The organism is Cupriavidus sp. 01L45 (assembly GCF_056399885.1).
Genome location: NZ_JBFTSG010000020.1, coordinates 64,783 through 89,605, shown reverse-complemented (window position 1 = coordinate 89,605; position 24,823 = coordinate 64,783). Strand labels below are relative to the sequence as shown.

22 protein-coding genes are annotated in these 24,823 nt (G+C 66.4%); 8 read left to right on the top strand and 14 right to left on the bottom strand.

The window, feature by feature from the left end; genetic code table 11:
* Window positions 1-205 precede the first annotated feature (205 nt).
* The 6 genes from AC1DT6_RS16010 to araD all read right to left on the bottom strand — a co-directional run bounded on the left by AC1DT6_RS16010 (window position 206) and on the right by araD (window position 6,959).
* The gene (locus AC1DT6_RS16010) at window positions 206-1,144 is read right to left on the bottom strand and encodes a 2-hydroxyacid dehydrogenase (protein ID WP_441625812.1); all 939 of its coding nucleotides are present in this window, start codon (window positions 1,142-1,144) and stop codon (window positions 206-208) included.
* Window positions 1,145-1,193: 49 nt separating this feature from the next.
* A complete protein-coding gene (locus AC1DT6_RS16005; RefSeq protein WP_441625811.1) occupies window positions 1,194-2,189 on the bottom strand; it encodes a Bug family tripartite tricarboxylate transporter substrate binding protein in 996 nt (331 codons plus the stop codon).
* Window positions 2,190-2,271: 82 nt separating this feature from the next.
* Entirely contained in the window at window positions 2,272-3,261 is a 990-nt protein-coding gene (locus AC1DT6_RS16000; protein WP_477111137.1) for a tripartite tricarboxylate transporter substrate binding protein, read from the bottom strand.
* A 106-nt stretch (window positions 3,262-3,367) separates the two neighbouring features.
* Window positions 3,368-4,372, bottom strand: coding sequence for a Bug family tripartite tricarboxylate transporter substrate binding protein (locus tag AC1DT6_RS15995; protein WP_477114770.1), 1,005 nt, complete (start codon window positions 4,370-4,372; stop codon window positions 3,368-3,370).
* Window positions 4,373-4,457: 85 nt separating this feature from the next.
* The gene (locus AC1DT6_RS15990; protein WP_441625806.1) at window positions 4,458-5,186 is read right to left on the bottom strand and encodes a ribonuclease activity regulator RraA; all 729 of its coding nucleotides are present in this window, start codon (window positions 5,184-5,186) and stop codon (window positions 4,458-4,460) included.
* A 33-nt stretch (window positions 5,187-5,219) separates the two neighbouring features.
* Window positions 5,220-6,959: an L-arabinonate dehydratase gene (gene araD / locus AC1DT6_RS15985; RefSeq protein ID WP_441625804.1), complete on the bottom strand. Its 1,740-nt coding sequence runs from the start codon at window positions 6,957-6,959 to the stop codon at window positions 5,220-5,222.
* Window positions 6,960-7,154: 195 nt separating this feature from the next.
* Between araD and AC1DT6_RS15980 the strand changes: the two genes are divergently transcribed.
* Window positions 7,155-7,856: a GntR family transcriptional regulator gene (locus AC1DT6_RS15980; protein ID WP_441625802.1), complete on the top strand. Its 702-nt coding sequence runs from the start codon at window positions 7,155-7,157 to the stop codon at window positions 7,854-7,856.
* Window positions 7,857-7,924: 68 nt separating this feature from the next.
* Here the strand turns inward: AC1DT6_RS15980 and AC1DT6_RS15975 are convergent, their stop codons facing one another.
* The 3 genes from AC1DT6_RS15975 to AC1DT6_RS15965 all read right to left on the bottom strand — a co-directional run bounded on the left by AC1DT6_RS15975 (window position 7,925) and on the right by AC1DT6_RS15965 (window position 10,430).
* Window positions 7,925-8,998, bottom strand: coding sequence for an alpha/beta fold hydrolase (locus AC1DT6_RS15975; RefSeq protein ID WP_441625800.1), 1,074 nt, complete (start codon window positions 8,996-8,998; stop codon window positions 7,925-7,927).
* Between the two features lie 278 nt (window positions 8,999-9,276).
* The gene (locus tag AC1DT6_RS15970; RefSeq protein ID WP_477111138.1) at window positions 9,277-9,822 is read right to left on the bottom strand and encodes a copper resistance protein CopQ; all 546 of its coding nucleotides are present in this window, start codon (window positions 9,820-9,822) and stop codon (window positions 9,277-9,279) included.
* 191 nt (window positions 9,823-10,013) lie between these two features.
* The gene (locus AC1DT6_RS15965) at window positions 10,014-10,430 is read right to left on the bottom strand and encodes a hypothetical protein (RefSeq protein WP_441625796.1); all 417 of its coding nucleotides are present in this window, start codon (window positions 10,428-10,430) and stop codon (window positions 10,014-10,016) included.
* A 633-nt stretch (window positions 10,431-11,063) separates the two neighbouring features.
* Between AC1DT6_RS15965 and AC1DT6_RS15960 the strand changes: the two genes are divergently transcribed.
* The 6 genes from AC1DT6_RS15960 (at window position 11,064) to AC1DT6_RS15935 (ending at window position 18,218) form a co-directional block, all read left to right on the top strand.
* Window positions 11,064-12,281: a CaiB/BaiF CoA transferase family protein gene (locus tag AC1DT6_RS15960; protein WP_441625794.1), complete on the top strand. Its 1,218-nt coding sequence runs from the start codon at window positions 11,064-11,066 to the stop codon at window positions 12,279-12,281.
* A gap of 15 nt (window positions 12,282-12,296) precedes the next feature.
* The gene (locus AC1DT6_RS15955; protein ID WP_441625792.1) at window positions 12,297-14,129 is read left to right on the top strand and encodes an acyclic terpene utilization AtuA family protein; all 1,833 of its coding nucleotides are present in this window, start codon (window positions 12,297-12,299) and stop codon (window positions 14,127-14,129) included.
* Window positions 14,126-14,953 carry a GntR family transcriptional regulator gene (locus AC1DT6_RS15950; protein WP_441625790.1) on the top strand — a complete coding sequence of 276 codons (828 nt, stop codon included), beginning with the start codon at window positions 14,126-14,128 and terminating at the stop codon, window positions 14,951-14,953. Before AC1DT6_RS15955 ends, AC1DT6_RS15950 begins: the two co-directional genes overlap by 4 nt.
* A 75-nt stretch (window positions 14,954-15,028) precedes the next feature.
* The gene (locus AC1DT6_RS15945; RefSeq protein WP_441625788.1) at window positions 15,029-16,021 is read left to right on the top strand and encodes a Bug family tripartite tricarboxylate transporter substrate binding protein; all 993 of its coding nucleotides are present in this window, start codon (window positions 15,029-15,031) and stop codon (window positions 16,019-16,021) included.
* A gap of 165 nt (window positions 16,022-16,186) precedes the next feature.
* On the top strand, window positions 16,187-16,873 hold the full coding sequence (locus AC1DT6_RS15940; protein WP_441625786.1) for a hydrolase: 687 nt from the start codon (window positions 16,187-16,189) through the stop codon (window positions 16,871-16,873).
* A gap of 724 nt (window positions 16,874-17,597) precedes the next feature.
* The gene (locus AC1DT6_RS15935; protein WP_441625784.1) at window positions 17,598-18,218 is read left to right on the top strand and encodes a class I SAM-dependent methyltransferase; all 621 of its coding nucleotides are present in this window, start codon (window positions 17,598-17,600) and stop codon (window positions 18,216-18,218) included.
* Between the two features lie 84 nt (window positions 18,219-18,302).
* On the opposite strand, the gene AC1DT6_RS15930 is transcribed toward AC1DT6_RS15935, so the two are convergent.
* Both AC1DT6_RS15930 and AC1DT6_RS15925 read right to left on the bottom strand, forming a co-directional pair.
* On the bottom strand, window positions 18,303-18,764 hold the full coding sequence (locus tag AC1DT6_RS15930; RefSeq protein WP_441625782.1) for a GNAT family N-acetyltransferase: 462 nt from the start codon (window positions 18,762-18,764) through the stop codon (window positions 18,303-18,305).
* A gap of 108 nt (window positions 18,765-18,872) precedes the next feature.
* A complete protein-coding gene (locus AC1DT6_RS15925; RefSeq protein WP_441625780.1) occupies window positions 18,873-20,846 on the bottom strand; it encodes a sensor domain-containing diguanylate cyclase in 1,974 nt (657 codons plus the stop codon).
* 265 nt (window positions 20,847-21,111) lie between these two features.
* Between AC1DT6_RS15925 and AC1DT6_RS15920 the strand changes: the two genes are divergently transcribed.
* Complete coding sequence (locus AC1DT6_RS15920; RefSeq protein ID WP_441625778.1) at window positions 21,112-21,573, top strand: CopD family protein; 462 nt, start codon at window positions 21,112-21,114, stop codon at window positions 21,571-21,573.
* 116 nt (window positions 21,574-21,689) lie between these two features.
* Here the strand turns inward: AC1DT6_RS15920 and AC1DT6_RS15915 are convergent, their stop codons facing one another.
* The 3 genes from AC1DT6_RS15915 to AC1DT6_RS15905 form a co-directional block, all read right to left on the bottom strand.
* Complete coding sequence (locus AC1DT6_RS15915; protein WP_441625776.1) at window positions 21,690-22,850, bottom strand: GGDEF domain-containing protein; 1,161 nt, start codon at window positions 22,848-22,850, stop codon at window positions 21,690-21,692.
* 121 nt (window positions 22,851-22,971) lie between these two features.
* On the bottom strand, window positions 22,972-23,430 hold the full coding sequence (locus AC1DT6_RS15910) for a DUF2269 family protein (protein WP_477114778.1): 459 nt from the start codon (window positions 23,428-23,430) through the stop codon (window positions 22,972-22,974).
* Window positions 23,431-23,450: 20 nt separating this feature from the next.
* Entirely contained in the window at window positions 23,451-24,725 is a 1,275-nt protein-coding gene (locus AC1DT6_RS15905) for an SDR family oxidoreductase (protein ID WP_441625772.1), read from the bottom strand.
* Window positions 24,726-24,823: the final 98 nt, after the last annotated feature.

The following is a 24,823-nucleotide window of genomic DNA, read 5'->3' as shown; positions in this document are numbered from 1 at the left end:
GTGGTTATTCTTCTTGGTTAGGCAATCAGTATGCGCAAGATAAAGACCAGTCCGCTACCACTCGGCGGAGGGGGGGTGAGGAGGAAATCGGGGGGAAATCTACCTCGTTTGGGGTACAACCGCGGGGCATTGCGGCAATAGACAAGGCATAAGACAAAAGGGGGGCGATCGCTCCCCCGCGCTATCGCCCGGCATCCTGGTTGCCCTATGCCGCCGCAGCCTTCACGGCACCGCTGGCGAAGAAGCTCCGCAGGTTGTCGAAGACCAGGTCCGCCATCGCATTGCGCGTTTCGTGCGTGGCACTCGCGATATGCGGCAGCAGCACGACGTTGTCCAGCGCGAACAGGGCTTCAGGGACGTGCGGCTCGTTCTCGAACACATCCAGGCCGGCGCCGGCGATGCGCCGGTGCACCAGCGCATCCACCAGCGCCACCTCGTCAACCACGGTGCCGCGCGCGATATTGATCAGGAAGCCTTCGGGGCCGAGCGCTTCGAGCACGGCGGCGGAAACCAGGTGCCGGGTCTCCGGCCCGCCCGCGGTGGCAATGACCAGGAAATCCGCCCACCTGGCCATCTCGATCAGCGAGGGCTCGTGACGGTAGGGCGCATCCGCCGCGGGGCGCCGGCTGTTGTAGCGTACCTCCATGTCGAAGCCGGAGCCGCGCCGGGCGATCACGCGGCCGATGCGGCCCATGCCGATGATGCCCAGGCGCTTGCCGCTGACGCGCGTGCTGAGCGGGAACTGCGCCTTGGGCCATTCGCCGCGCCTGACAAAGCGATCTGCCGCGCTGAAGCCGCGCGCCACGTCCATCAGCAGGCCAAAGGCCGTGTCGGCCACGCAATCGTTGAGCACGTCGGGGGTATAGCCAACTGCGATGCCGCGCGCGCGCGCGGCTTCGAGGTCGATCTTGTCGAGGCCCACGCCAAAGCTGGAGATGACCTTCAGCGCCGGCATGGCCGCGATTATGGCCGCGTCGACGCCGATCGCGGCGCGTGTGGTCAGCGCGGCAAACTCGGCGCCGTGGCTGGCGAGGAAGGCGGCGGGATCGGTTTCGGCCCACAGGGGGTGGACGTCATAGTGTTCGGCCAGGCTGGCTTCGAGTGCGGCCGGCAAGCGTCCATGCTGGAGCAGGCGTTGTTTCATGAGAAGAGATCCGGTTGGTGAGCGCGATGATTGCGCGAGGCTGGCGATGTCAGTCCGCGCTGAGTTTGTTGTCCAGGATGATCCTGGCGTAGCGCTTGCGATCGGTGGCGATCAGGTCCGCGAACTGGGCCGGCGTGCCGCCGACGGGAATGGCGCCCTGTGCAATCAGCTGTTCGCGCACGGCGGGCATCGCCACCACTTCCTTGACGCCGGCRGCGATCTTGTCGACGATTTCCCTGGGCGTGCCCGCCGGAGCCAGCAGGCCGACCCACGATCCCGATTCGGCGCCGGCAATACCGGCTTCCGCCAGGGTCGGCACGTCCGGCAGCGCGGGGGAGCGGACCTTGCTGGTCACGGCCAGCGCGCGCAGCTTGCCCGATTTCACATGGCCGGCGGTTTCCAGGATGGAGGCGAACAGCATGTCGACATTGCCCGCCATCAGGTCGCTCATGGCGGCGCCGCCGCCCTTGTAGGGCACGTGCAGCAGATCGATGCCGGTGGCAGCCTTGAAGATCTCCGCCGACAAATGCGGCGAGCCGCCGCTGCCCGAGCTGGCGTAGGTCAGCTTGCCGGGCTGCGCCTTGGCCAGCGCCACCAGTTCTTTCGGCGTCCTGGCCGGCAGCTTGGGCGTGACGACCAGCGCGAACGGCAGCTCCGCCATCAGGCTCACCGGCACGAAGGCGGCCGGGTTGTAGCTGAGCTTCTTGTAGAGCGTGGGATTGATGGATTGCGTGCCGACATTGCCCGCGACCAGCGTGTAGCCATCCGGCCTGGCGCGGGACACGATGTCCAGCCCGACGTTGCCGGCCGCGCCGGGCCGGTTGTCCACCAGCACCGGCTGGCCCCACAGTTGCGACAGCCGCAGCGCTACCAGGCGGGTGCCCACATCGGTGCCGCCGCCAGGGGCGAACGGCAGGATGATGGTCACGGGCTTGGCCGGCCAGGCCACGCCGGGCTGGGCGTGCGCGGCGGGCAGCCACGCGCCGATAGCCAGGGCGATGAGTGCCGCGCGACGGCGCGGTTTCAGGGGGGTGAGCAAGCGCATGTTCTGTCTCCAGGAGTACTGCTTGAGTGCCGGGTGCGATGGCCCGGCGGCATGTGTGGGGTAGCGGCTGCCGGCGCGCCGCTCATTCGGGCTGGATGCCGGCGTCCTTGGCAACCTTGGCCCACTTGCCCATTTCCACCTCAAGGAAACTGGCGAATTGCGCGGGGGTGCCGCCCGCGGGTTCGATGCCGGCGTTCTGCAGGCGCTCGCGCACATCGGGCGATGCGAGCGCTTTGTTGATCTCCGCGTTGAGCTTGTCCACCACCGCCCTGGGCGTACCGGCCGGCGCGAGCACGCCGCCCCAGGTGCTGGTTTCATAGCCGGGCAGGCCGGCTTCCGCCATGGTCGGGACCTGCGGCGCGGTCGACGAGCGCCTGGCCGTGGTCACGGCGAGCGGGCGCACCTTGCCCCCCTTGACCTGCGGGCCGATCGCGGCAACCGTGTCGAACATCAGCGACACGCGGCCGCTGGTCAGGTCCGGATGCGCCAGCGTGCTGCCCTTGTAGGGAATGTGGACCATGTCGATGCCGGCCATGCTCTTGAACAGCTCGCCCGAGAAGTGCGGCGCGCCGCCCGAGCCGCTGGACGCGAACGACAGCTTGCCCGGGTTGGCCTTGCCATAGGCGATCAGTTCCTTGACGGATTTCACCGGCAGGGAAGGGGACACCACCAGCATCAGCGGCACCACGTGGGTCAGCACCACCGGCTCGAAACTCTTGATGGTGTCGAAGGGCAGCTTCTTCACCATGCTCGGATTGATCGCGTGGCTGCTGGCCACCAGCGCCAGCATGTAGCCATCCGGCGGGCTCTTGGCGACCAGGTCGGTGCCGATGATGCCGGTGGCGCCGGGGCGGTTGTCCACCACCACCGGCTGGCCCCAGGCCTCGGTCATCTTCTGGCCCACCAGCCTTGCCACAAGGTCGATGGCGCCGCCGGGTGAGGCGGGCACGACGATGGTGATGCTCTTGGCGGGGTAGGCTGCGTCGGCGGCGTGGGCGCCAGGCGTGGCGAGGGCCAGGGCGGCGGCGATGCCGGCCAGCGCCTGGACGATGGGTTTGGTGTTGATGTGCATGTCGTCTCCTGCGCGATTCAGTTCGCGCTTATTGGTTTTGTTCAGTGAGTAGTTCCCGGCGCTAACGTGATCAACTACGCAATCGATTACGCAATCGATTACGCGATCAATTCGCCGTTGCGCCCGACTTCTTCACCAGCTCCGCCCAGCGCGGAATCTCCTTGCCCATGAAGGCCGCCAGTTCGGCAGGCCTGCTGCCCACCACTTCCATGCCAAGCTGCTGCGTCATCCGTTGCTGCACGGCGGGCTGCTTCAGCGCGCGCACCACTTCGGCGTTCAGCCGCTGCACCACGTCCTTCGGCGTGCCGCGCGGCGCGTAGAGAGCCTGCCACGACACCATTTCAAAGCCCGGCACGCCGGCCTCCGCCATGGTCGGCACATCGGGGGCCAGCGCCGAGCGCTTGGGCGAGGTCACGGCCAGCGCGCGCAGCTTGCCGGCCTTGATCATCGCGTCGCCCGCCGTCAGCTGATCGAAGAGAAAGGGGACGAGGCCGGCAGCCACGTCCTGTATCGCCTGCGGGCTGCCTTTGTAGGGCACGTGGGTCATCGGCACCTTGATCATGTCGGCGAACAGCTCGCCGGCCAGGTGGGTCGAGGTACCCGCGCCGGAAGATGCGAAGCTCAGGCCCGGATGCTGCTTCGCATAGGCGATCAGTTCCTTCACGTTATGGATCGGCAGCTTGGCATCGACCATCAGCACATTTGGCACGTAGGCGATCAGGCAGACCGGCTCGAAATCCTTCACCGGGTCGTAGGTGAGGTTCTTGTACAGGCTGGCATTGATGGCATGCGTGCTGATGGTGCCGCCGAACAGCGTGTAGCCATCCGCCTTCGCGCGCGCAACGTAGCCCGCGCCCACCGCGCCGGCCGCGCCGGGGCGGTTCTCGACCACGACCGGCTGGCCCAGCGACTTCGAGATTTCCTGCCCGATGGTGCGGGCGACGATGTCGGTCGAGCCTCCCGCCGCGAACGGCACTACCCAGGTGACCGGGCGCGACGGCCATTTGTCCTGGGCGTGGGCGCCCGCGCCGAAGAGCCCGATGGCGCCGGCGGTAGCCAGCATGCCGAGGGCGGCAACGTGGCGCAGCGCGCCTCGCTTACTGTGATTCATCTTGTCTCCATCCGTGGCGGCCTCGCCCCGCGGTTCGGGGCCGGCTGTCTCATGTGCTGGTTTGCGCTGCGCGCAAGGTGAGTGCTCAGCGGCCCGTGGCCTGCCGCCATGCGGCGAAGTCCAGCCGGCTTTGCTCCTGGGTCGGCGGATACAAGCCGATGATCGAGCGGCCCTTCATCACTTCCTCCGTGACGAAGTCCTCGAAGGCGGTCATCTCCACGGCTTCCGCCGCGATGTCTTCGGCCAGGTGCCGCGGGATGACGATCACGCCTTCCGCATCGCCAACCACCACGTCGCCGGGGAACACCGCGACGTCGCCGCAGCCGATCGGCCCGTTGATCTCGATCGCCTGGTGCAGCGTCAGGTTGGTGGGGGCGGAAGGGCGGTGGTGATAGGCCGGCATGGCGAGCCGGGCAATCTCCGGCGAATCGCGAAAGCCGCCGTCGGTGACGATGCCGGCCGCGCCGCGCTGCATCAGGCGGGTGATCAGGATCGAGCCGGCGGAGGCGGCGCGCGCGTCCTTGCGGCTGTCGATCACCAGCACCGCGCCCGGCGGGCATTGTTCTACCGCTTGCCGCTGCGGGTGGTTCGGGTCCTGGAACACCGTGATCGGGTTCAGGTCTTCCCGCGCCGGGATATAGCGCAGCGTAAAGGCCTCGCCGACCATATTGCCGCGCTCGGGATTGAGCGGATGCACGTCCTGGATGAACTGGTTGCGCAGGCCGCGCTTGAACAGCGCGGTGCACAGGGTGGCCGTGCTGACGGTCTTGAGCTGGTCGATGATTGGCTGGCTGAGCTTGCTGGCTTGGGTCATGGCGGGTCCGGAGTCGGTGAGCGGATTCGGTGATCAGTAGATGCTGGGCTCGCCCGTGGGCGCGCCGAAGTCGGTTTGCAGGAAGTCGAAGTCGCAGCCGTCGTTGGCCTGCCGGATGTGCTGGGAGAACATCCAGCCATAGCCACGCCCGAAGCGCGGTGGCGGCGGCGTCCATGCGGCCTTGCGGCGAGCCAGTTCCTCGTCGGACACTTCCAGGTGGATGCTGCGGCGGTCGATGTCGACCGAGATCATGTCGCCGGTGCGCACCAGCGCGAACGGGCCGCCGATATAGGACTCGGGCGAGACATGCAGGATGCAGGCGCCGTAGCTGGTGCCGCTCATGCGCGCATCCGACATGCGCAGCATGTCCCGCACGCCTTGTTTCACCAGTTTCTTGGGGATGGGCAGCATGCCCCATTCCGGCATGCCGGGGCCGCCTTGCGGGCCGGCGTTGCGCAGGATCAGGATGTGGTCGGCGGTGACGTCGAGGTCGTCGCGCTCCACCGCTTCCTTCATCGACGGATAGTCGTCGAACACCAGCGCAGGGCCAGTGTGTTTGAAGAAGCGTTTCTCGCAGGCGCTGGGCTTGATCACGCAGCCGTCCGGCGCGATATTGCCCTTGAGCACGGCCAGCGCGCCTTCCTGGTAGAGCGCGTTTTCCGGGGTGCGGATCACGTCGTCGTTGTAGACCTCCGCGCCCGCGATGTTCTCGCCCAGGGTGCGGCCGGTGACGGTCATGGCATCCAGGTGGAGTTTGTCGCCGATGCGGTTCATCAGCGCCGGCAGGCCGCCCGCGTAGAAGAAATCCTCCATCAGATACTTGTCGCCGCTGGGCCGGATATTGGCGATCACCGGCACGCGCCGGCTGGCCGCGTCGAAATCTCCCAGCCCGATGTCGTGCCCGGCGCGGCGCGCCATCGCGATCACGTGGATGATGGCGTTGGTGGAGCAGCCCATCGCCATGGCCACCGCAATCGCGTTCTCAAAAGAGGCGCGTGTCTGGATCCGTTGCGGGGTGAGGTCCTCCCACACCATGTCCACGATGCGCCGTCCGGCTTCGGAGCACATGCGGATGTGATTGGCGTCGGCGGCCGGGATGGACGAGGCGCCCGGCAGCGTCATGCCAATGGCCTCGGCAATCGCCGTCATGGTGCTGGCGGTGCCCATCGTCATGCAAGTGCCGTGGCTGCGGGCGATGCCGCCCTCGATGCCGATCCACTCGGTCTTGCTGATATTGCCGGCGCGGCGCTCGTCCCAGAATTTCCAGGCGTCCGAACCGGAGCCCAGCACGTTGCCCTTCCAGTTGCCGCGCAGCATCGGGCCGGCCGGCACATAGATGGCCGGCACGCCCGCGCTCGACGCCCCCATCAGCAAGCCGGGCGTGGTCTTGTCGCAGCCGCCCATCAGGACCGCGCCGTCGATGGGATGGGAGCGGATCAGCTCCTCCGCCTCCATCGCCAGCATGTTCCGGTACAGCATGGTGGTCGGCTTGACCGCGCTCTCCGACAGGGAGATGGCGGGCAACTCGATGGGGAAGCCGCCGGCCTGCAGGATGCCGCGCTTGACGTCGTCGACGCGCTGCTTGAAATGGGAGTGGCAGGGGTTGATGTCGGACCACGTGTTGATGATCGCGATGATCGGGCGGTCCAGCCATTCGTCGGGCGAGTAGCCCATCTGCATGATGCGCGAGCGGTGCCCGGAGGAGCGCAGGTCGTCGGGAGCAAACCAGCGCGCGCTGCGCAGCGTTTCGGGCGTCTTCTTTCGGGACGTCATTGTCTCTTCCATGGGTGTTGTCATCGGGATCGCCCTCCCTTGGAGGTACGACAACTGATCTCATGTGAGCCATTAAAGCACTAATATATTAGTGTGTCAAACGGGAAAACTTTCTATTAGAATGCCTGCAGGGGACGCGAAGCAGCGTCCTTATGCGCGATAAGGCGCATCAATGTCCTGAAACCAGACCACCAGATGGAAGCCACCCTGTCCCCTCCCCAGATGCATTTCCAGTTCGACCGCACCCGGCACGCCGCGCCGCAGGTGTTCGAGCATATGCGGGACATGATCATCTCGATGACGCTGACCCCCGGCACGGTGCTGTCGCGTACCGAGCTGGCCGCGCAATACGGCATCAGCCAGACGCCGGTGCGCGATGCACTGATGCGGCTGAGCGAGGAAGGGCTGGTCGATATCTTCCCGCAGCACGCCACCGTGGTCAGCCCCATCAGTGTTGCCCTGGCGCAGCAAGCGCATTTCCTGCGGCGTTCGGTGGAAGTGGAAATCGTGCGCACCCTGGCGCAAGAACCCGACCCGGCGCTGGTCGAGCGGCTGCGCCTGAGCGTGGCACGGCAGCAGGCGATGCTCGCGGCGCAGGATTTCGCCGAGTTCTCCCTGTTCGACCAGGCTTTCCACCGCCAGATGTACGAAGCCGCGCGGGTGCCGGACCTGTGGATGCTGGTGCGCCGCCAGAGCGGCCACCTGGATCGGCTGCGCCGCTTGCACCTGCCGATCGCCGGCAAGGCGAACGCCGTGGTGGCGGATCACACCGCCATTGTCGATGCGATCGCCAGGGGCGACGCCGACGAGGCACAGGCCAGCCTGCGCCGGCACCTGTCCGGCACGCTCGCCAATCTTGACGAGATCCGTGCACGCTTCGGCAGCTATCTCGAGTAGATCGGTTTGCCGGATCGCCATGCCGGAACGCATGGCTCGCGCATCCGCATAACCCGCCGGAGGCCACGCTATGCGCCTAGCTGGCCAAAGCCCGACGTGCGGGCCAGCACGATCGCCTGCGCGCGATTTTCCACTTCAAGCTTGGAGAACACACTGGTGATGTGGTTGCGCACCGTCTTCTCGCTCAGGCCAAGATGCGCCGCGATCTGCGCATTGTCGCGGCCTTGCGCGATCAGCTCCACGATGTCCCGCTCGCGCCGGGTCAGCACGGTGAAGACAAGGTCCGCGCTGGGCGGGGTAGCGGGCAGGAACGCATGCACCTCGTCGAGCCAGCGTTGCCATGCCGGCTCGGTTTCCAGCAGCAGGTGGTTATCGCTTTCGAGCGGGACGAAGTGCGCGCCGGGAATCAGGCTGGCAATCAGCCGGCCCTCGTCGAAGGGCACGCGCGCATCGCGCACGGCGTGCAGCACCAGGGTGGGGCAGGATACCTGGCTTAGTTGGGACACCACATCGATTTCATTGAAGATGCGCATAAAGCGCGCCGCGTTGGCGGGCGAGGTCGACACGCGCTCCAGTTCGTTGAACCAGCGATGCTGCTCGGCGCTGCCGCCGGGGATGAACTGCGTCGTGAAGAACTGGCGGAAGGCGGGGTTCTCCTGGCCCCAGCCGATCTCGGCGAGCCGGTTCATCAGCTCGGCCTCTTCCCGCAGGCGAAGGTCGAGCGCCCGCTTGAGCCTGCCGCGCGCATAGCCGCCATGCAGGATCAGGTGGCTGACCCGCCCGGGATGCGCCACCGCGTAGGCGACCGCGATCGATGCGCCTTGCGAGATGCCCAGCAGCGGGAAGTGATCGACGCCGGTGGCTTCGACAATGGTCTCCAGGTCCTGCAGCCAAGCGTCGAAAGACAACTCGACATCGCGGTCGGACAAGCCGCAGCCGCGCTCGTCATAGCGCACCAGCGTGTGGCAATGCGATAGTTCGTTGAGAAGGTGGCTCCACACAGGGCTCTCGACATCGAACTCCAGGTGGCTCATCCAGTTCGCCGCCTTGACCAGCGGCGGTCCCTGGCCGCTGATGGCGTAAGCGAGGCGCACGCCATCCGGGCTGGTGCAAAGGCGAATCTGTTGCTTGCGCGTGGGCATGGGCGTTCACGCGGGCGGGAGTAGCCGGCGCGACAGGCCAAAGCACGGCTGCCGCGTACGGTGCACCGCGTGCTTCACCTAGCTTAGCAAAGGAAATCCTGCGTGAAGGTACCGTGGGTACCGTGTTTGCCGGCAGGTGCCGGGCACGCCTTTTCCACCGGTGGTGTCATGCGCAGCTTGATGCCTTGGGGCTTTGGGGGCCACGCATGACGTCCACTCCTTGTTGCGAGCCGGCCTTGTCGCCAGCGCTTATCTCGGGCTATGGCGATGGTGCGCCGTCATGCCGTGCCCATGGGTTGCAGGGCGGACAGGCATTCCGTGCCGCTAGCATACGGATCGGCCTGGCCGGTGCGCGCACCGTCGCTGAATGCGTCGCGCGGACCGCTGCGCCCGCCATCGGAGTAGGGGTCGCGAGGCCCGCTGCGCATGCCGTCCTGGTAGGGATCGAAGGGGCGGGACGCGCACGCTGAAAATCCCTGGCGGCCGAGCGTTGCCAGGGGAGTGCCCCCGGCTTGTCCGGAGCGTGCCCCGTCGGTGAAGGCGTCTCGCTGGCCCATGCGCGCCCCGTCGGTGAAGGCGTCTCGCTGGCCCATGCGTGCCCCGTCGGTGAAGGCGTCTCGCTGGCCCATGCGCGCCCCGTCGGTAAAGGCGTCTCGCTGGCTGGTGTGCGCGGGTGCGGTGCCCGGAGCCAGGTCACGCACGCCCGCGTTGGCCTGGGCTGTGGTGAGAAGGCCGGCAGCCAACGCGGCACCGGTGAGCAGGGTCTTGGCAAGATACATATGCATATCGGTCTCCATCAGGCGTGCCGGTCCTGGCGTTGCCATATCCGGCAAGTCCTTCCTATGGGCAATCTCCTCGGTGGCACCTGGCTGCACGTGACCGCCCTGACCGTGCAACGGCGATATGCGCGAGGTGAACCGGCAGCCATCCCATCCCTGGCTCGGCGCGCTGCGCATGACAGATTCCCATGTTCCTTTCCGCTTTCCTTTTGCCTCCTCGCTTGTCCCGGGCAGCCTCAGTGCAGGCAGGCCAGGAGCAGGACAAGCCGCTGCGCGTACCCCGTGCCGATGCCGGGCAACGCATCCGCGCGTGCCTTGACGTCGTGCCACAGGGCCTGCGCGGCCAGGGGCCACGGCGCCGGCTCCACCGCTGCCTGCCCGCGCAGGGAACGCGCCAGCGACAGCGCCCGGCCCAGGTCCCGAACCGGCATGTCATGGTCGCGGACCACCCGGCTCGCCGCCGCGAGCAGCGTGTCCCACGTGCCGGCCTCGCAGTACAGCGCATAGAACACCAGGACAGTTCCGCCAAGCACGAGCGATGCGGCGGCCGCGCCATCTGCCGTCAGGCCGCCCGGCAGGCGCACAGACAGCCGGGCGTGCGCCGTGCAGTGGGTGTATGGCCGGTGGGCGTCCCGAAACCGCAAGTGATCCATGACTCCGACTCCTCCTTCAACGGCATCGCACGGTGCGGCGGTGCAAGCGTAAGGCGAGCAGGTATTGTCGGCCGCGGATCGTGCGCAAACCATGAGGCGAGAGTCCCGGTCAGGGTCCAAAGGGGCCGGGCGCGGTCCCGGAGGCCGGGGCAGGAGTCCCGGGCGCGCGCGCGAGGGAGAGCGGAAGCGAAAAAGAAGGGAAGAAAAGCGGAAAAAAGGAAGCGTGAATGTTCTACCGTCGAACACCGCAAGGGTGGGTGCCGGCGTCGCAGCCACGAATATGCCACAAATTCTTCAAGTTGCTGAAACATTAGGCAGTCCGAACGGATTGGCGGCAGCATGCCGGTTAGCGGGAAGCGAACCCCCTGTTATCCACAGTATTTGTGGATAACACGACCCAAAAAAAGGCGGGTTCCAGCACAGGGCTGATTGTGTTGTCAAGCATCTAGAGGCTTTCCTCGGTTGGCTGCCCTGGGTGCCTTTGCGTCAATGATCGGGCGGCATTGCATGGCATCCATCGGGCCGCCGTTGCGGTCGCCGTCATGGTCGGCGCACCCACTTCGTCCTTGTCCGGTCCATTGTCTTACCCTATAGTTCTATTAATAGAACTAATACGGCAGCTTGGAGGAGACGATGGCAATGACGGCAGGCGCCCTGTCCGGGGTCAAGGTGGTGGACATCACGGCGGTTTTCATGGGCCCCTCGGCCACCCAGATGCTGGGCGACCTGGGCGCCGATGTGATCAAGGTGGAGCCGCCCGAGGGCGATGTCACGCGCGGCATCGGGCCTTGCGGCGACGAGAAGATGGGGCCGCTCTACCTGGGCCTGAACCGCAACAAGCGCGGCATCGTGCTGGACCTGAAATCGGCGGACGGGCGTGAAGCCTTGCTGCGGTTGGTGAAGGACGCCGATGTGCTGGCCTATAACGTCCGGCCGCAGGCCATGCAGCGGCTGGGGCTGGACTATGAAACCCTGTCGGCGCTGAATCCGCGCCTGGTCTATGTCGGCATGTTCGGCTTTTCGCAACGCGGGCGCTACGCGCCGCAGGCCGCCTTCGACGACCTGATCCAGGCCGCCAGCGGCTTGCCGCAGGCGGTGGCGATGGGCAGCGGCGACATCCCGCGCTATCTCCCGATCACCATCGCCGACCGCTCGGTGGGCCTCTACGCCTTCGGGGTGATCTGCGCCGCGCTCTATGCGCAGGCTCGCACGGGCAAGGGCCAGCGCGTGGATGTACCGATGTTCGAGACCATGGTGCCCTATGTGCTGGGCGACCACCTGTACGGCGAGACTTTCGTGCCGGCCAGGGGCGGCTTCGGCTATCCGCGCCTGTTGTCGCCGGAGCGGCGGCCGTACCGGACGCGCGACGGCCATGTGTGCTGCCTGATCTACCACGACCATCACTGGCGCACCTTCCTCAAGGCGATCGGCAAGGCGGAGTTGTTCGAAGCCGATCCCCGTTTCGCCAGTATCACCACGCGCACGGCGCACATCACCGAGCTCTACGCGATGGTCAGCGACGAGATGGTGAAACGGACTACGGAGGAGTGGCGCGCGTTGCTAAAGGAAGCCGATATCCCGGTGTTCCCCATGCACACGTTCGAGACGCTGCTCGACGATCCGCATCTGCGCGATATCGGCTTCTTCCGCGAGACGGACCACCCCGGCGTCGGCCGCATCCGGGAGATGGCGGTGCCGAGCGAGTGGTCGGGCACGCCGCCTGTCAACCAGCGCCACGCGCCGGGGCTGGGGGAGCATAGCCGCGAGGTGTTGCGCGAGGCCGGCTATGACGATGCGGAGATCGACAGGATGATGGCTGCGGGTGCGACGCGCGGACCGGTGAAGGCATAGGTGGAGACAGAGAGCATGCGTGCAAACGTGAACGTAAAAGACGACAGCAGCGCCAGGACGGTCCGCATCGGCGGCGCCTCCGGCTTCTGGGGCGACAGCAGCGTGGGCGCACCGCAACTGGTGCGCCAGGGCGGGATCGATTACCTGGTGTTCGACTATCTCGCCGAACTCACCATGTCGGTTCTCGCGGCAGCGCGCCTGCGCAAGCCGGAACTCGGCTACGCCACCGATTTCGTGACGGTGACGATGAAAAGCCTGCTCGGGGAAATCGTCGACCGCAATATCCGCGTGGTCAGCAACGCCGGCGGCATCAACCCGCAAGGCTGCGCGCAGGCGCTGGCCGCCATCGCCGCCGAGCAAGGCATCGCCGTGCGCATAGCGGTGGTGGAGGGGGACGATGTCATGCCGCTGCTGCCAGCTTTGCGCGAAGCCGGCGTGCAGGACATGGATGCGCAAAATGGCAGGCCCCTGCCGGAGAAACTGCTGAGCGCCAACGCCTATCTCGGCGCGCTGCCGATCCGGCAGGCGCTGGACCAGGGCGCGCAGATCGTCATTACCGGCCGCTGCGTCGACAGCGCGGTCACGCTCGGCGTGTTGATGCACGAGTTCGGCTGGCGGGCGGACGACTACGGCCATCTCGCGCAGGGCAGCCTGGCCGGCCATATCATCGAGTGCGGCTGCCAGGCCACCGGCGGGCTGCATACCGATTGGGAGAGCGTGCCGGACTGGCCCAACATCGGCTATCCGGTCGTGGAATGCCGCGCCGACGGCAGCTTCCTCGTTGGCAAGCCGCCCGGCACCGGCGGGCTGGTCAGCACCGCCACGGTCGGTGAGCAGATCCTCTATGAAATCGGCGACCCCGCCGCTTACCTGTTGCCCGACGTGACCTGCGATTTCACGCAGGTCACGCTGGCGCAGGCCGGTCCCGGCCTGGTGGAAGTGCGCGGCGCGCGTGGCCGCGCCCCCACCGGTACCTACAAAGTGTCGGCAACCTATGCCGACGGGTTTCGCTGCAATGCGCAGCTCACCATCGTCGGGTTCGACGCGGTGGCCAAGGCCGAGCGTACCGCGCAGGCCATCCTCGCGCGCACGCGCCGGCTGTTTGCCGAACACGGCTGGGCCGACTACACCCGCACGCATATCGACGTGCTGGGCGCGGAGTCCTGTTTCGGCCCGCACGCGCAGACGCGCCACACCCGCGAGGCGATCATGCGGCTGGCGGTCATGCATCCCGAGAAGGCCGCCCTGGAACTGTTCGCCCGCGAGATATCGGCTGCGGGAACGAGCTGGTCTCCGGGCACCACCGGGTCCGGCAGTGGCCGGCCCAGCCCGTCGCCGTCGATCCGGCAGTACGCCTTCCTGCTCGACAAGGACGCGCTGGCGCCCACGGTGCTGATGGACGGGGAGCGCACGCCAGTGGCGATGCCGCCGGCGCGAGCGCGCGCGGCAGGGGACGCCGCGCTGCCACCGCGCTCCACGGCGTCCGAATCCGCGCCCGGCCATCCCGGCGGCGACCTCGTCGAAGTCCCGCTGATCCGCCTTGCCTATGGCCGCAGCGGCGACAAGGGCGATATCTCCAACATCGGCCTGATCGCCCGCCGGCCGGAGTACCTGCCGCTGCTGCGCGCCGAGGTGACCACGGCGCGCGTGGCGCAGTGGCTCGGCCACCTGGTGAAGGGCCCGGTCACGCGCTACGACCTGCCGGGCATCGACGCGATCAACCTGGTCTGCGAAGCGGCGCTCGACGGCGGTGGCATGGCTTCGCTGCGCAACGACCCGCTGGGCAAGGGTATGGCGCAGATCCTGCTGGCAATGCCCGTGCGGGTGCCAAGAGGCCTGCTGCCATGAGCGAGGCGAAGCGTACCGCTGCCACCTCACTCACGGATGCCGGGCCGCAAGCGCTGCCCGAAGACGGCACCGGCGGGGTGGCGCGCTATCGGCAACTGGCCAGCGTGCTGCGCCACCGGATCGCGTCCGGCGAATGGCCGGTCGGGCACCAGTTGCCAACGGTCGAGCGGCTGGCGCAGACCTACGGCATCGCCCGCGTCACGGTCAGGCAAGCCTTTGCAGTGCTGGCCGAGGAAGGCCTGGTCAGCAGCCAGCGGGGGCGCGGCACGCATGTGACCGCCTTGCCGCCGGGCCCGAGCGAAGGCATGCGGTCGGTGATCAACGACGAACTCGTCGGCGGCAGCGAACTGGAAATCCGCATCCTGGACAAGCGCAAGGATGTCAGCCTGCCGCCCGGATTGCCCACGCGCGGCGAACCGCTGGACCGCTATGTTCGCCTGCGCAAGCTTCACCTGCACGATGGCGAGCCGTTCTGCCTGATCGAGCTATACGTGGCGGCATCCGTCTTCAGCCAGTTCCCGCGCGGCAGCGAGAAGCATCGCAAGATCGCCAGCCTGCTGCGCGAGGCGGTGGGAGAGCGGCTGGGCATGATGCACCAGACCATGACGGTGGAGCCCGCCGACTACGCGCTGGCGCGCGACCTTGCGTATGGATTCGCCGCGCCCATCGCCAAGATTGTCCGCACCACGCTCGATGTCGACGGCAAGGTGCTGACGGCGGGATGCTTCTGGTATCGCGGCGATCGCTTCATCCTCGACGTGGAATTGCCGGCCCACCTGACCGCGCGCTACCCGGCGCTGGCGGTGCCGGATAGCCGTAGCTGAGGCGCTTTTCATTTCGGGCCAGCCACCCGTGATTCTTACCATCCGACAGATGCCGAAGGCACATGAGGAGACAACATGACTCACCCATTCAAACGGCGGGCGATCGCCCGGTTGCTGCCAATGCTGGTGCTGGCCGCGGGTCCTGCAACCCCGGCGCGTGCGGCGGACGCCGGCGATTATCCCGCCAAGCCAGTGCGCGTGGTCGTCCCGTTCCCGGCCGGAAGCGGCACCGACAGCAGCGCACGCTTCGTGGCCGAAGCCGTTACGGGCCAGACCAGCAAATCCGTCGTGGTGGATAACCGGCCCGGCGCCAACGGCTTTATCGCGGCCCAGGCCGTCGCCACGGCGCCCGCCGATGGCTACACCATGCTCGTGACCACCAACACCACGCACGCGGCAAACGCTTCCCTGTTCAAGAAGCTGCCCTACGATCCGATCAAGGATTTCGCGCCGGTCTCGCTGATCGCCCGCAGCGGACTGGTGCTGGTGGTGCCGCCCGACAGCCCTGTGCACACGGTGGCGGACCTGACCGCGCTGGCCAGGGCAAAGCCGGGCAAGCTCACCTTCGCCAGCGGCAGTTCCTCCACCCGCATCGCCAGCGAGCTATACAAGATGATGGCCGGCGTACAGGCGCTGCACGTGCCGTACAAGGGCGTACCCGTGGCGCTGACGGACTTGATGGGGCATCAGGTCGATTTCATGATCTCCGACATATCGCCCGCGATGACGTTGATCCAGAGCGGAAAGCTGCGTGCCGTCGCCGTGACCACAACGCAGCGCCATCCCGTGCTGAAGGACGTGCCGACCATGGCGGAGAGCGGCCTACCCGGATATGAAATGGTGGCGTGGTCGGCGGCATTCTTTCCTGCCGCGACCCCGAAGCCGGTGGTGGAACGCATGAATCAGATGGTGCGCAAGGGGCTTACCGATTCCAGGGCCGCCGAGTATTTCAGCCGCACAGGTGGCGAGCCTGCACCCACCACGCCGGATGAACTTGCAGCCTTCGTCCGCAGCGAGACGCAGAAATGGGCGAAGGTGATCAAGGCGGCGGGCATTGAGCCGGAGTGACGCGGCGCACGCCAATTATTCATCAATAAAATTGAACAACTTATCCTGCCAATTCAGCACATCGACCCTCTTCGCTCACTTAAAGTTCAACCCATGGACGGCGCAACACCGCAAAGCGCGACGTTCTAAATAATTCAACCATGTGGACTAGAAAGGGAAGAGATCATGACCAACGCCAAGCTCGAAGTGCTGACCCCGCAGAACAGCCAACTGATCTTCATCGACCACCAGCCGCAGATGGCCTTCGGCGTGCAGTCGATGGACCGCCAGGCGATGAAGAACAATGCCGTTGGGCTGGCCAAGGCCGCCAGGATCTTCAACATCCCCACCACCATCACCACCGTGGAGAGCGAGTCGTTCTCGGGCTTCACCTACCCCGAGCTGCTGGATGTATTCCCCAACCAGAAGACGCTGGAGCGCACCTCGATGAACTCGTGGGACGACCAGAAGGTGCGCGACGCGCTGGCCGCCAACGGCCGCAAGAAAATCATCGTCGCGGGCCTGTGGACCGAGGTCTGCAACACCACCTTCGCCTTGTCCGCGATGCACGACAGCGACTACGAGATCTACATGGTGGCCGACGCCTCGGGCGGCACCAGCAAGGAAGCGCACGACTACGCCATGCAGCGCATGGTGCAGGCCGGCGTGGTGCCGGTGACCTGGCAGCAGGTGCTGCTCGAATGGCAGCGCGACTGGGCCCACCGCGACACCTACGATGCCGTGATGAAGCTGGTCAAGGAACACTCGGGCGCCTACGGCATGGGCGTGGACTATGCCTACACCATGGTGCACAAGGCAGCGCAGCGCACGGCCACGACGCACGAATCCCTCGCGCCGGTGCCGGCTCGCTGACAGGCCGGCAGGCGTGGCCTGAAACAACGGGAACGTCTAACAGCACACCCAGGACGGCTGCTGGCAGAAGCAAGGAGTGCAAAGAGAGAGCCCCTGTCAACGAGGGGCTCTTGCTATCAAAGGCTGCACGGTGCGATAGGCACACAGACAGGCACACAGATGGGCACACATCCTCAGGCGCCCATGCCTACCCAATCATGCTCAATAATGGGTGGCCAGTCACCGCGTTGCGCCACTCTCCGTGCAGGCTCCATCGGAGAACACGTCGCGGCGATCCATCACCCGGGCGCCGTCCCCATAGGGATCCCGAGGTCCCATGGTATTTGCACCATCCGTGTATTTGTCCCGCGGACCCACACCCCCGTAGGCCACGGCCGAGCCGAGGGCCGCGCTGGCCACTGCGAGCAAGATAACTGTCTTTAGCATGCTGCACCTCCTGTTGGTGGTTGTTCCTGTGCGAGCGAGCCGCCTCCAAAGGATAGGCCCGCAGCAGGCCTGCAAACGCGGCGTTTGCGCATTGCAGCAGACAGTTTTGTTATCCGGCTTATGACGAGCGGCTATATGGGCTGTCATCGCGGTTCTGGGTGCGGATTTCCGGAAATTTGCACGCAACCGATCCCGGTCTCCGCGCCGACCGTGACCCTGGTTCCAGTCACCTTGTGTAAAGTGAAAGTTGGAGTTGCGACGGTTGCAACTTAGCGATGTTTCATCTGTGAGGGGGCGTATGCAATCCAAGGAACACTGGGAGCGGGTCTACACGGCGAAGGGGCCGACCAGCGTGAGCTGGTTCCAGGAGCATGCTCGCCAGTCCGTCGAACTGATCCGGCAAACGGGTGTGGCGCCGGACGCGGCGATGATCGATGTGGGCGGGGGCGCCTCCACGTTGGTCGATGACCTGGTCGGCGAGGGCTATACGAACCTCACCGTACTGGACCTGTCTGACGCCGCGCTGTCGGCGGCCAAGGCCCGCCTGGGTGAGCGTGCAAATCGTGTCTCGTGGCTGGTTGGCGACGTTACGCAACTGGAGCTTTCCATCCACGCCTACGACGTCTGGCACGACAGGGCGGTCTTTCACTTTCTGACCACGCTTGAGGAGCGTGAAGCCTACGTCCGGGCCGTGTTGCGCGCAGTCAAGCCCGGGGGCAGCGTCATCGTCGCGACCTTCGCGGAGGACGGGCCAGAGCAGTGCAGCGGTCTTCCTGTCATGCGCTACAGCGCTGACGCGCTACATGCCGAGTTTGGTGCGCCATTCACGCTGCTCCGGCAGGAGCGTGAGGAGCACCACACGCCGTTCGGGACGGTTCAGAAGTTCATCTACTGCCTGTGCCGCAAGGAACCGTGCTGAGCGGTCCAGGCGTCCGGCGGCGTGGTAACAACGCATCAATGCGACGGCCCGACCCGCGCGGACATCCAGCAACCCCTTGCCGCCTCAGGCAGGCTTGCGATAAACGACGAATCCGGATTTCTCCGCGACCTTGTCGTAGAGTTTCATCGCCGTCGTATTGGTTTCGTGCGTCTGCCAGTAGACTCGCCTGGCGCCGGCGGCCTCCGCGCGCTGGTAGACCGCTTCGATCAGCGCGCGGCCCACGCCAGCGCCGCGCGCCGCCTCGGTGGTGAAGAGGTCTTGCAGGTAGCAGCTCGGGCCGATCTGGATGGTGCTGCGATGAAAGAGGTAATGCACCAGCCCGAGCAACTGCCCGGAGCGCTCCGCCACCAGGGCGTGCATGGGCTCGTAGGCATCGAAGAAACGCGACCAGGTCATGCGGGTGATCTCGGCCGGCAGCGCTGTTTCGTCCTTGCGGCCATAGAAGGCGTTGTAGCCATCCCATAGCACCTTCCATGCTTCGAAATCGCCTGGCTCGGCTGGGCGGATCAGGATCGGGTCGGTCACGGTGTCATCCTCGGGTTCGATATACGGGCTTGAAGGCGGGCACCCTTGCGCCGCCAGCCTGCATTGTGGCCGGGGACGGCCGTCCGGGGCAAGCCATGCCAGGCCGGACTAAGCCCGGCTGCTCGACGTGGGCGGTGTATACCGGGCCTTGCCGCCACGCTTGGCTTCGTAGAGCGCCATGTCGGCGCGCATGAAGAGCTCGTTCGTGGTCTGGCCGTCATCGGGGTAATGAATGGCAATGCCCACGCTGGCCGTCGCCACGATGGTATGGCCTTCGATGAAATGCGCGCGCGTTGCCGCTTGCACGATGGCCTGGGCGATGCGTTCCAGCGTCGCCGTACTGAACGCCTCGTCCAGCACGATGCCGAATTCGTCGCCGCCGATCCGGGCCACCGCATCGCCCGTGCGCACGCACGCGGTCAGGCGCTCGCCGAACGCAGCCAGCAACCGGTCGCCAACGGCATGGCCATAGGTGTCGTTGATGGCCTTGAAATCGTCGACATCCACCAGCAGGAGCGCTGCGTTGATGTGGTCGGCGCTGGCGCGGGTCATGGCCTCGGCCATGCGGCGGTCGAAACCCTTGCGGTTGAGCAGGCCAGTCAGGTGATCCGTCAGCGTCTGCGCTTCCAGGCTGCGCAATTTCTGGCGCTCGATGGTCACGTTCCGCGCGAACATATACAGTCCCTGGACCGTGTCCTGGCCGTCATTCCATGCAGGCTGGTACGTGACTTCCACATACTCGGCGCCGTCCTTGCCTTCGAGGCTGAAGGTGACCGACGTGCCCTGGTAGGCCTGCTCCAGGTAAGGTTTCGATGCCATATAGGCCGGGGTGCCCCACAGCTCGCGCACCGTCAGGCCGACGATCTGCCGCACCGGCAGGCCAAACCGCTGCGCATAGGCCTCGTTGACGAAGATGTAGCGCTCGTTCATGTCGATGAACGAGATGAAGTCGGGCACGTGGTTGGCAATGGCCTCGATGCGCTTCTCGCTCTCGGCGGCACGATCCTTGGCGGCGGAGAGCGCGGCCTCGCGTTCGGATAGCTGCCGCATGACCGCGCCGAACGTGGTGGCCAGTTCGCCGATCTCGTCGTTGCGGCTGGTGGGCAGCGAGGCCAGTGCGGCCGGATCCTTGGGCACCTCGCTCACCACGCGGTGCAGCAGCTCCAGGGGCGCCAGCATGCGCCGTATTACGACCCACATCATCAGGGCGGCCATCACGAGGGAGAGTCCCGCGGCCATGATCGTCTTGCGGCGGGCCTCGATGATGGGCGCGTAGGCTTCGCTGGCAGGCAGGACGGACACCACCTCCCAGCCATTGGATTCGAGCAGGTAACGCGCCACGACAGGTTGGGTCGGGCTGAGGACTTCCCAGTCGGAACGCGGTGCTTCAAGGCCGCAGGCCTCGCCGAGCGCCTTGGCCGGGGTCATCACCTTCGACGGGTCCGGGTGCATCGCGTAACGCGGGTTGGCGCCGGTGGAAACCAGGCAATAGCTCCCGGTCAGGCCAACCCGGCTGTGCGCCAGCTGGCCGAGGAAGTTGCTTTCCGTGAAATTCAACGCCCCGCCAACCACCGCGAGCAACTTCCCGTCCGGGCCGAGCAAGGGGACAGCCAGCACGACGCCGGGCGAATCGCTCATCCGCCCGCGCAGCAGGTCGGACACGGCAAACTCCGAACCGCGGACGACTTCCCGGAAATAGTCGCGGTCCGAAAGGTGGATGCGTTGCCCGGCGGGAACGGCGGTGCTGAACGCCATGTTCCCGTCGGGCCACGCCAGGAACACGGCATTGAGGGTTTCCGGGATGGAGACGGCCTGGGCAGCGAAGTGCTTCATCTCCGCGGGCGAGCGCCCCAGCATGGGCGCCAGCTGGCGAGCCAGGCGGCGCAAGGCGTTAGCCCGCGACTCGAACTTTTCATCGAGCTGTTCGGCGACGAGCTTGACCAACGTCTCTTGCTGCGCCTGCCGCAATGCCTTGAGGCTCTGGAACGCGTAATACTGGGCGAACAGCGCACGCGCCAGGATGATGAACGTCACCACGACTGCGGTAGCCAAGGCCACCCGGTACTTTAGGGAGTGCCGCATGAGTATCTTATTATTGGAGTTTTCGGATTAGCCCGATTGCCGGCACTTTCCGTTCCGGCTGCCCGTCCTCCACCGCAGGCTACTGACCCGGTTCGTAGGTTAGCAGAAGCGGGGTATTAATCCCGCGTTGCCGACAGGGATGCTCGGACTTACGTGCCTTGTCGGTGGCTTTCGCCGGCGTAAGTGGCCTTCGGAGGCTAAAATGCGGCATTCCCCCAACAGTCACCAGCCCGGCCGCAGCCCGCCAGCAGGAAATCCTCCCCCAATGACCCTCGATCCCGTACTCCATTTCCTGCATATCGCCGGCGTCACGCTGTGGGTGGGCGGCATGTTCTTCGCCTATGTCTGCCTGCGCCCGGCCGCGGGCACCTTGCTCGAGCCGCCGCAGCGGTTGCGCCTGTGGCGTGCGGTATTCGCACGCTTCCTGGCCTGGGTCTGGGTGGCGGTCGCGCTGATCGCCATCAGCGGCATATCCATGCTTGCCGGGGTCGGGTTCGCCGCGGCGCCCAGGCACTGGCATGCCATGTCCGGCATTGGGCTGGTCATGATCGCGATCTTTGCCTATGTGTACTTTGGCCCGTATGGCGCACTCCGCCGCGCCGTCGACGCGCAGGACTGGAAAGCCGGCGGCGCCGCGCTGGGTCGCATCCGGCAGGCCGTGGGCCTGAACCTGCTGCTCGGCGCGCTAACCATCGCGGTGGCAACGCTGGGCCGGCTGCTCGCCTGATTTCGCGCGGGGTCGCCTTCCGGGCGCCCCGGTCCCGGGCGCGGTGGCCAACCTGCCTTGCGGCATGATCCCGGACTAACGCGCGGGGCCAGCGGACCCGCCCCGGAGGCAACGGCTCAAGCGGCTTCCATCACCGCCTCGACCCGGTTCCTGCCCGCGCTCTTGGCGCGGTAGAGTGCCAGGTCGGCACGGCCAATGGCGCCATCGAGGCGCGTTTCCGTCTTATCCAGGCAGGCCACGCCGATGCTGATGGTGAGCTCGGCAATAGGCCTGCCGAAAAACCGGGCGGACATCGACCTCAGGCGCTCGGCCAGGGCCAGCGCGCCGTCCATGCCGGTACGCGGCAGCAACACCAGGAACTCCTCGCCGCCGAAGCGGCCGGGATAGGCATGGGCCGGCAACTCGCGCTTGAGCATGGCCGAAAACTCCTTCAGCACCCGGTCGCCTTCGGCATGTCCCAGGCTGTCGTTGACGCGCTTGAAGTGGTCCAGGTCGATCAGCAGCAAGGCCATCTCTCCGCCATCCACCTGCATCCGGTCCAGCTCACGCTGGCCGGCATCGTACAGCGCGCGGCGATTGAGCAACTGCGTCAGTGGATCGGTCCTGGAGAGGATGTCGAGTTCCACATGCAGCCGCCGCGTGATCACCAGCATGAAGGCGACCGACAACGCCAGGACCATGAACGTGTTGGCGCTGAGATAGAGGATCTGGACGATGTCGCCGGGGGCGAAGAGCGTCTGCTCGGCCAGGCCGGCGAACAGGCTGGTCGCGAATCGCACCATCACCACCAGCGTCTGGGCGGCCATCAGGCCGCCAAAGAAGTAGGTACTGAAATGCCGCTCGCCATGGCGCAGGATCAGGACACACTGCATCGCGTAGAAGATCGACACGAAGAAAGTCGCGATGACCACCCGGGCCACATAATTCGGGGCCGCAAGCGCGAACCAGGCCAGCAGCAGGGTCGCCACCGCCGTGAGCCCGGCCGCGAGGCTGCGCGTTTGCGGCCGACCGTAGAACGCCTGTATCGCCAGCGTCCACAGGCCAACGGCGCCGAGCAACAGCGCGTTGCCCACCACGATCGAGAGCCAGTCCGGGACGATACCCCGCAACCAGAACAGCACCGGTGTGACGACCAGGATCAGCGAGCCTGCCACCCAGTACCCGATCCCCTTGATGGTCCGCGGAAAACTGTAGTAGGCCGATAGCAGGACAACCGACATCAGGGCCGACATGACCGATGAAAGGAAGACCGTCGTTCTCAGATCGATCTGGGGCATTGGCAGCGCGCATGGTCCGTCAGTGACGATCGGTAATCCTACCAAAGACTGACGGCCGGAGGTTGGGGGTCAACCCTGCCCATGTTCATGTCCATGCCAAATGCCGCCATGGCCCCGATGCTCAGGCCGGCTTGCTTACCATCAGCCAGTACACCACCAGCAGGCCGCCGAAGGCCGGAAAGCCCAGCGCTACCCAGATCCGCTCATATAACCAGTAGCGCGCCGCAAGCGCGCGGGTGTCCGCCGCGCCGTGCGATGCCAGCGCGGCCTGCCCGGCCATATCGCGCATCCGCCATTGCAGCCACAGCACCGGCAGCCAGCAAGCACCCGCGAGCGCATAGAGCGACAGGGAAATCCACAACCAGGAGGCCGATGGCGCGTATCCCGCCGCGTGCATCATGTAAAGCCCGCTCAACGGCTGGAAGACCACCGCGGGCGCGGTGATCCAGGTGTCGGCGCGCACCACCCAGCGAGTCACCACGGCCATGGCCTGCACATTGCGGCTGCGATTGACAAAGAACATATAGAAGGCGGTGCCAAAGCCCGTGCCAAACATAAAGGTGGCGGACAAGATGTGCAGCTACTTGACGATCAGGTAGGTCATGCTTGCTCCTCGGTCTGCGCATCGGGGTCTATCTGGGGGAAGAAAACGAACCAGGCCAGCATCGGCAGGTTCTTCAGGACCGGCCCGAAGGGATGAGCCCACCACGCCGGCACCAGCCAGGTGATCAGCGCGGTATAGCCAAGCACCAGCGCCAGTTGCGCCGCCCACACGGCGCGCGTGGGCCGCCACAGCACCAGCAAACCTAGCGCCAGGTCCAGGCCGGCGCCGAACCAGACAAGCGGCAAGCGCCAGCCGGGCGGCAGGCCCGCATCGCGCAGCAAGGCCGCGCCGGCCGCCGGATCCGCGAAGCAGGCATAGGCGGTGCCCAGCCAGACAGCGGCAATGGCGAGCCTGGCGAGGCGCAAGTACCAGTACAGCAAGGAGGGCAGCCGCTCGGCGGGTGAGGCAAAGGTGGCCGGCGCGCGCAAGGGCCGCCCGGCCAGCGCGGCGGCAGCGCGCGGGCTGGCGCTGTTGTCGGTGCGCAGCATGAGCAGGCTGTCGCGGTCGACAAGGCCGCCCGGAAGTCTCGCCAGGCCCGCCGCGCACAGGCCAGCGAGCCAGCCCGGCACGCGCAGCCACCGTGCCGGGCGCAGGCCCATGCCGGCCCTGAGAGCGCCAAGCCAGCCGGCAACCCCGAGCCGGGCGGGGCCGACCGCTGGCACGGTGCGCCGGCCCGCGCAGTTCCCGCCGAGCGCATTGGCCAGCAGCGCCACCAGGTCGTCGATATGGATGGGCTGTACATGCCCGGCACCCGCCGGCACCGGCAGCACGGGAAGTGCCGCCAGCCGCCGGAACAAAGTGGCGCTGCGGCCCGATGGCGCATATACCAGCGACGGCTGCACGATCAACCAGTCCAGCTTGCTGCCCCGCAAGGCATGGTCGGCCATGCCCTTGCTGCGCCAGTAAGCGGTAGCGGCATCGCGAGCCGCGCCGAGCGCGGAAAGCTGGACCATGCGGCGCACGCCAGCCTGCTCGCAAGCCAGCATCAGCGCGCGCGGCATATCCACGTGCAGTGCCTGGAAGCGTTGCCGCCCGCTTTCCCGGAAGATCCCTGCCGCATTGAGGACGGCATCGACGCCGTGCAAGGCAGCGCGCCAATGCGCCGGCGTGGTCCAGGCAGTCAGGTCGCCCGCGATGCAGTGCAGCCGGGGATGGCGCGCAAGCGCACCGGGCCGCCGCGCCAGCGCCACCACGTGATGCCCTTGGGCCAGCAAACGGATCACCAAAACCGATCCCACCAGCCCGCTAGCCCCCGCCACCAAAATCCGCATCGTGTCACCTGTTGTTTCTGTAATTTCTGTGTAAACAGAAATTACAGAACGAGTGACCGGAAGTCAAGGGATGCCGCGTGGGGGGGGCGGCATCCCGG

Coding starts and splice junctions, on each gene's coding strand:
- AC1DT6_RS16010 (WP_441625812.1), bottom strand. CDS start 1,144: ATGAAACAACGCCTGCTCCAGCATGGACGCTTGCCGGCCGCACTCGAA.
- AC1DT6_RS16000 (WP_477111137.1), bottom strand. CDS start 3,261: ATGCACATCAACACCAAACCCATCGTCCAGGCGCTGGCCGGCATCGCC.
- AC1DT6_RS15995 (WP_477114770.1), bottom strand. CDS start 4,372: ATGAATCACAGTAAGCGAGGCGCGCTGCGCCACGTTGCCGCCCTCGGC.
- AC1DT6_RS15990 (WP_441625806.1), bottom strand. CDS start 5,186: ATGACCCAAGCCAGCAAGCTCAGCCAGCCAATCATCGACCAGCTCAAG.
- araD (WP_441625804.1), bottom strand. CDS start 6,959: ATGACGTCCCGAAAGAAGACGCCCGAAACGCTGCGCAGCGCGCGCTGG.
- AC1DT6_RS15980 (WP_441625802.1), top strand. CDS start 7,155: ATGGAAGCCACCCTGTCCCCTCCCCAGATGCATTTCCAGTTCGACCGC.
- AC1DT6_RS15975 (WP_441625800.1), bottom strand. CDS start 8,998: ATGCCCACGCGCAAGCAACAGATTCGCCTTTGCACCAGCCCGGATGGC.
- AC1DT6_RS15970 (WP_477111138.1), bottom strand. CDS start 9,822: ATGGCAACGCCAGGACCGGCACGCCTGATGGAGACCGATATGCATATG.
- AC1DT6_RS15965 (WP_441625796.1), bottom strand. CDS start 10,430: ATGGATCACTTGCGGTTTCGGGACGCCCACCGGCCATACACCCACTGC.
- AC1DT6_RS15960 (WP_441625794.1), top strand. CDS start 11,064: ATGGCAATGACGGCAGGCGCCCTGTCCGGGGTCAAGGTGGTGGACATC.
- AC1DT6_RS15955 (WP_441625792.1), top strand. CDS start 12,297: ATGCGTGCAAACGTGAACGTAAAAGACGACAGCAGCGCCAGGACGGTC.
- AC1DT6_RS15950 (WP_441625790.1), top strand. CDS start 14,126: ATGAGCGAGGCGAAGCGTACCGCTGCCACCTCACTCACGGATGCCGGG.
- AC1DT6_RS15945 (WP_441625788.1), top strand. CDS start 15,029: ATGACTCACCCATTCAAACGGCGGGCGATCGCCCGGTTGCTGCCAATG.
- AC1DT6_RS15940 (WP_441625786.1), top strand. CDS start 16,187: ATGACCAACGCCAAGCTCGAAGTGCTGACCCCGCAGAACAGCCAACTG.
- AC1DT6_RS15935 (WP_441625784.1), top strand. CDS start 17,598: ATGCAATCCAAGGAACACTGGGAGCGGGTCTACACGGCGAAGGGGCCG.
- AC1DT6_RS15925 (WP_441625780.1), bottom strand. CDS start 20,846: ATGCGGCACTCCCTAAAGTACCGGGTGGCCTTGGCTACCGCAGTCGTG.
- AC1DT6_RS15920 (WP_441625778.1), top strand. CDS start 21,112: ATGACCCTCGATCCCGTACTCCATTTCCTGCATATCGCCGGCGTCACG.
- AC1DT6_RS15915 (WP_441625776.1), bottom strand. CDS start 22,850: ATGCCCCAGATCGATCTGAGAACGACGGTCTTCCTTTCATCGGTCATG.
- AC1DT6_RS15905 (WP_441625772.1), bottom strand. CDS start 24,725: ATGCGGATTTTGGTGGCGGGGGCTAGCGGGCTGGTGGGATCGGTTTTG.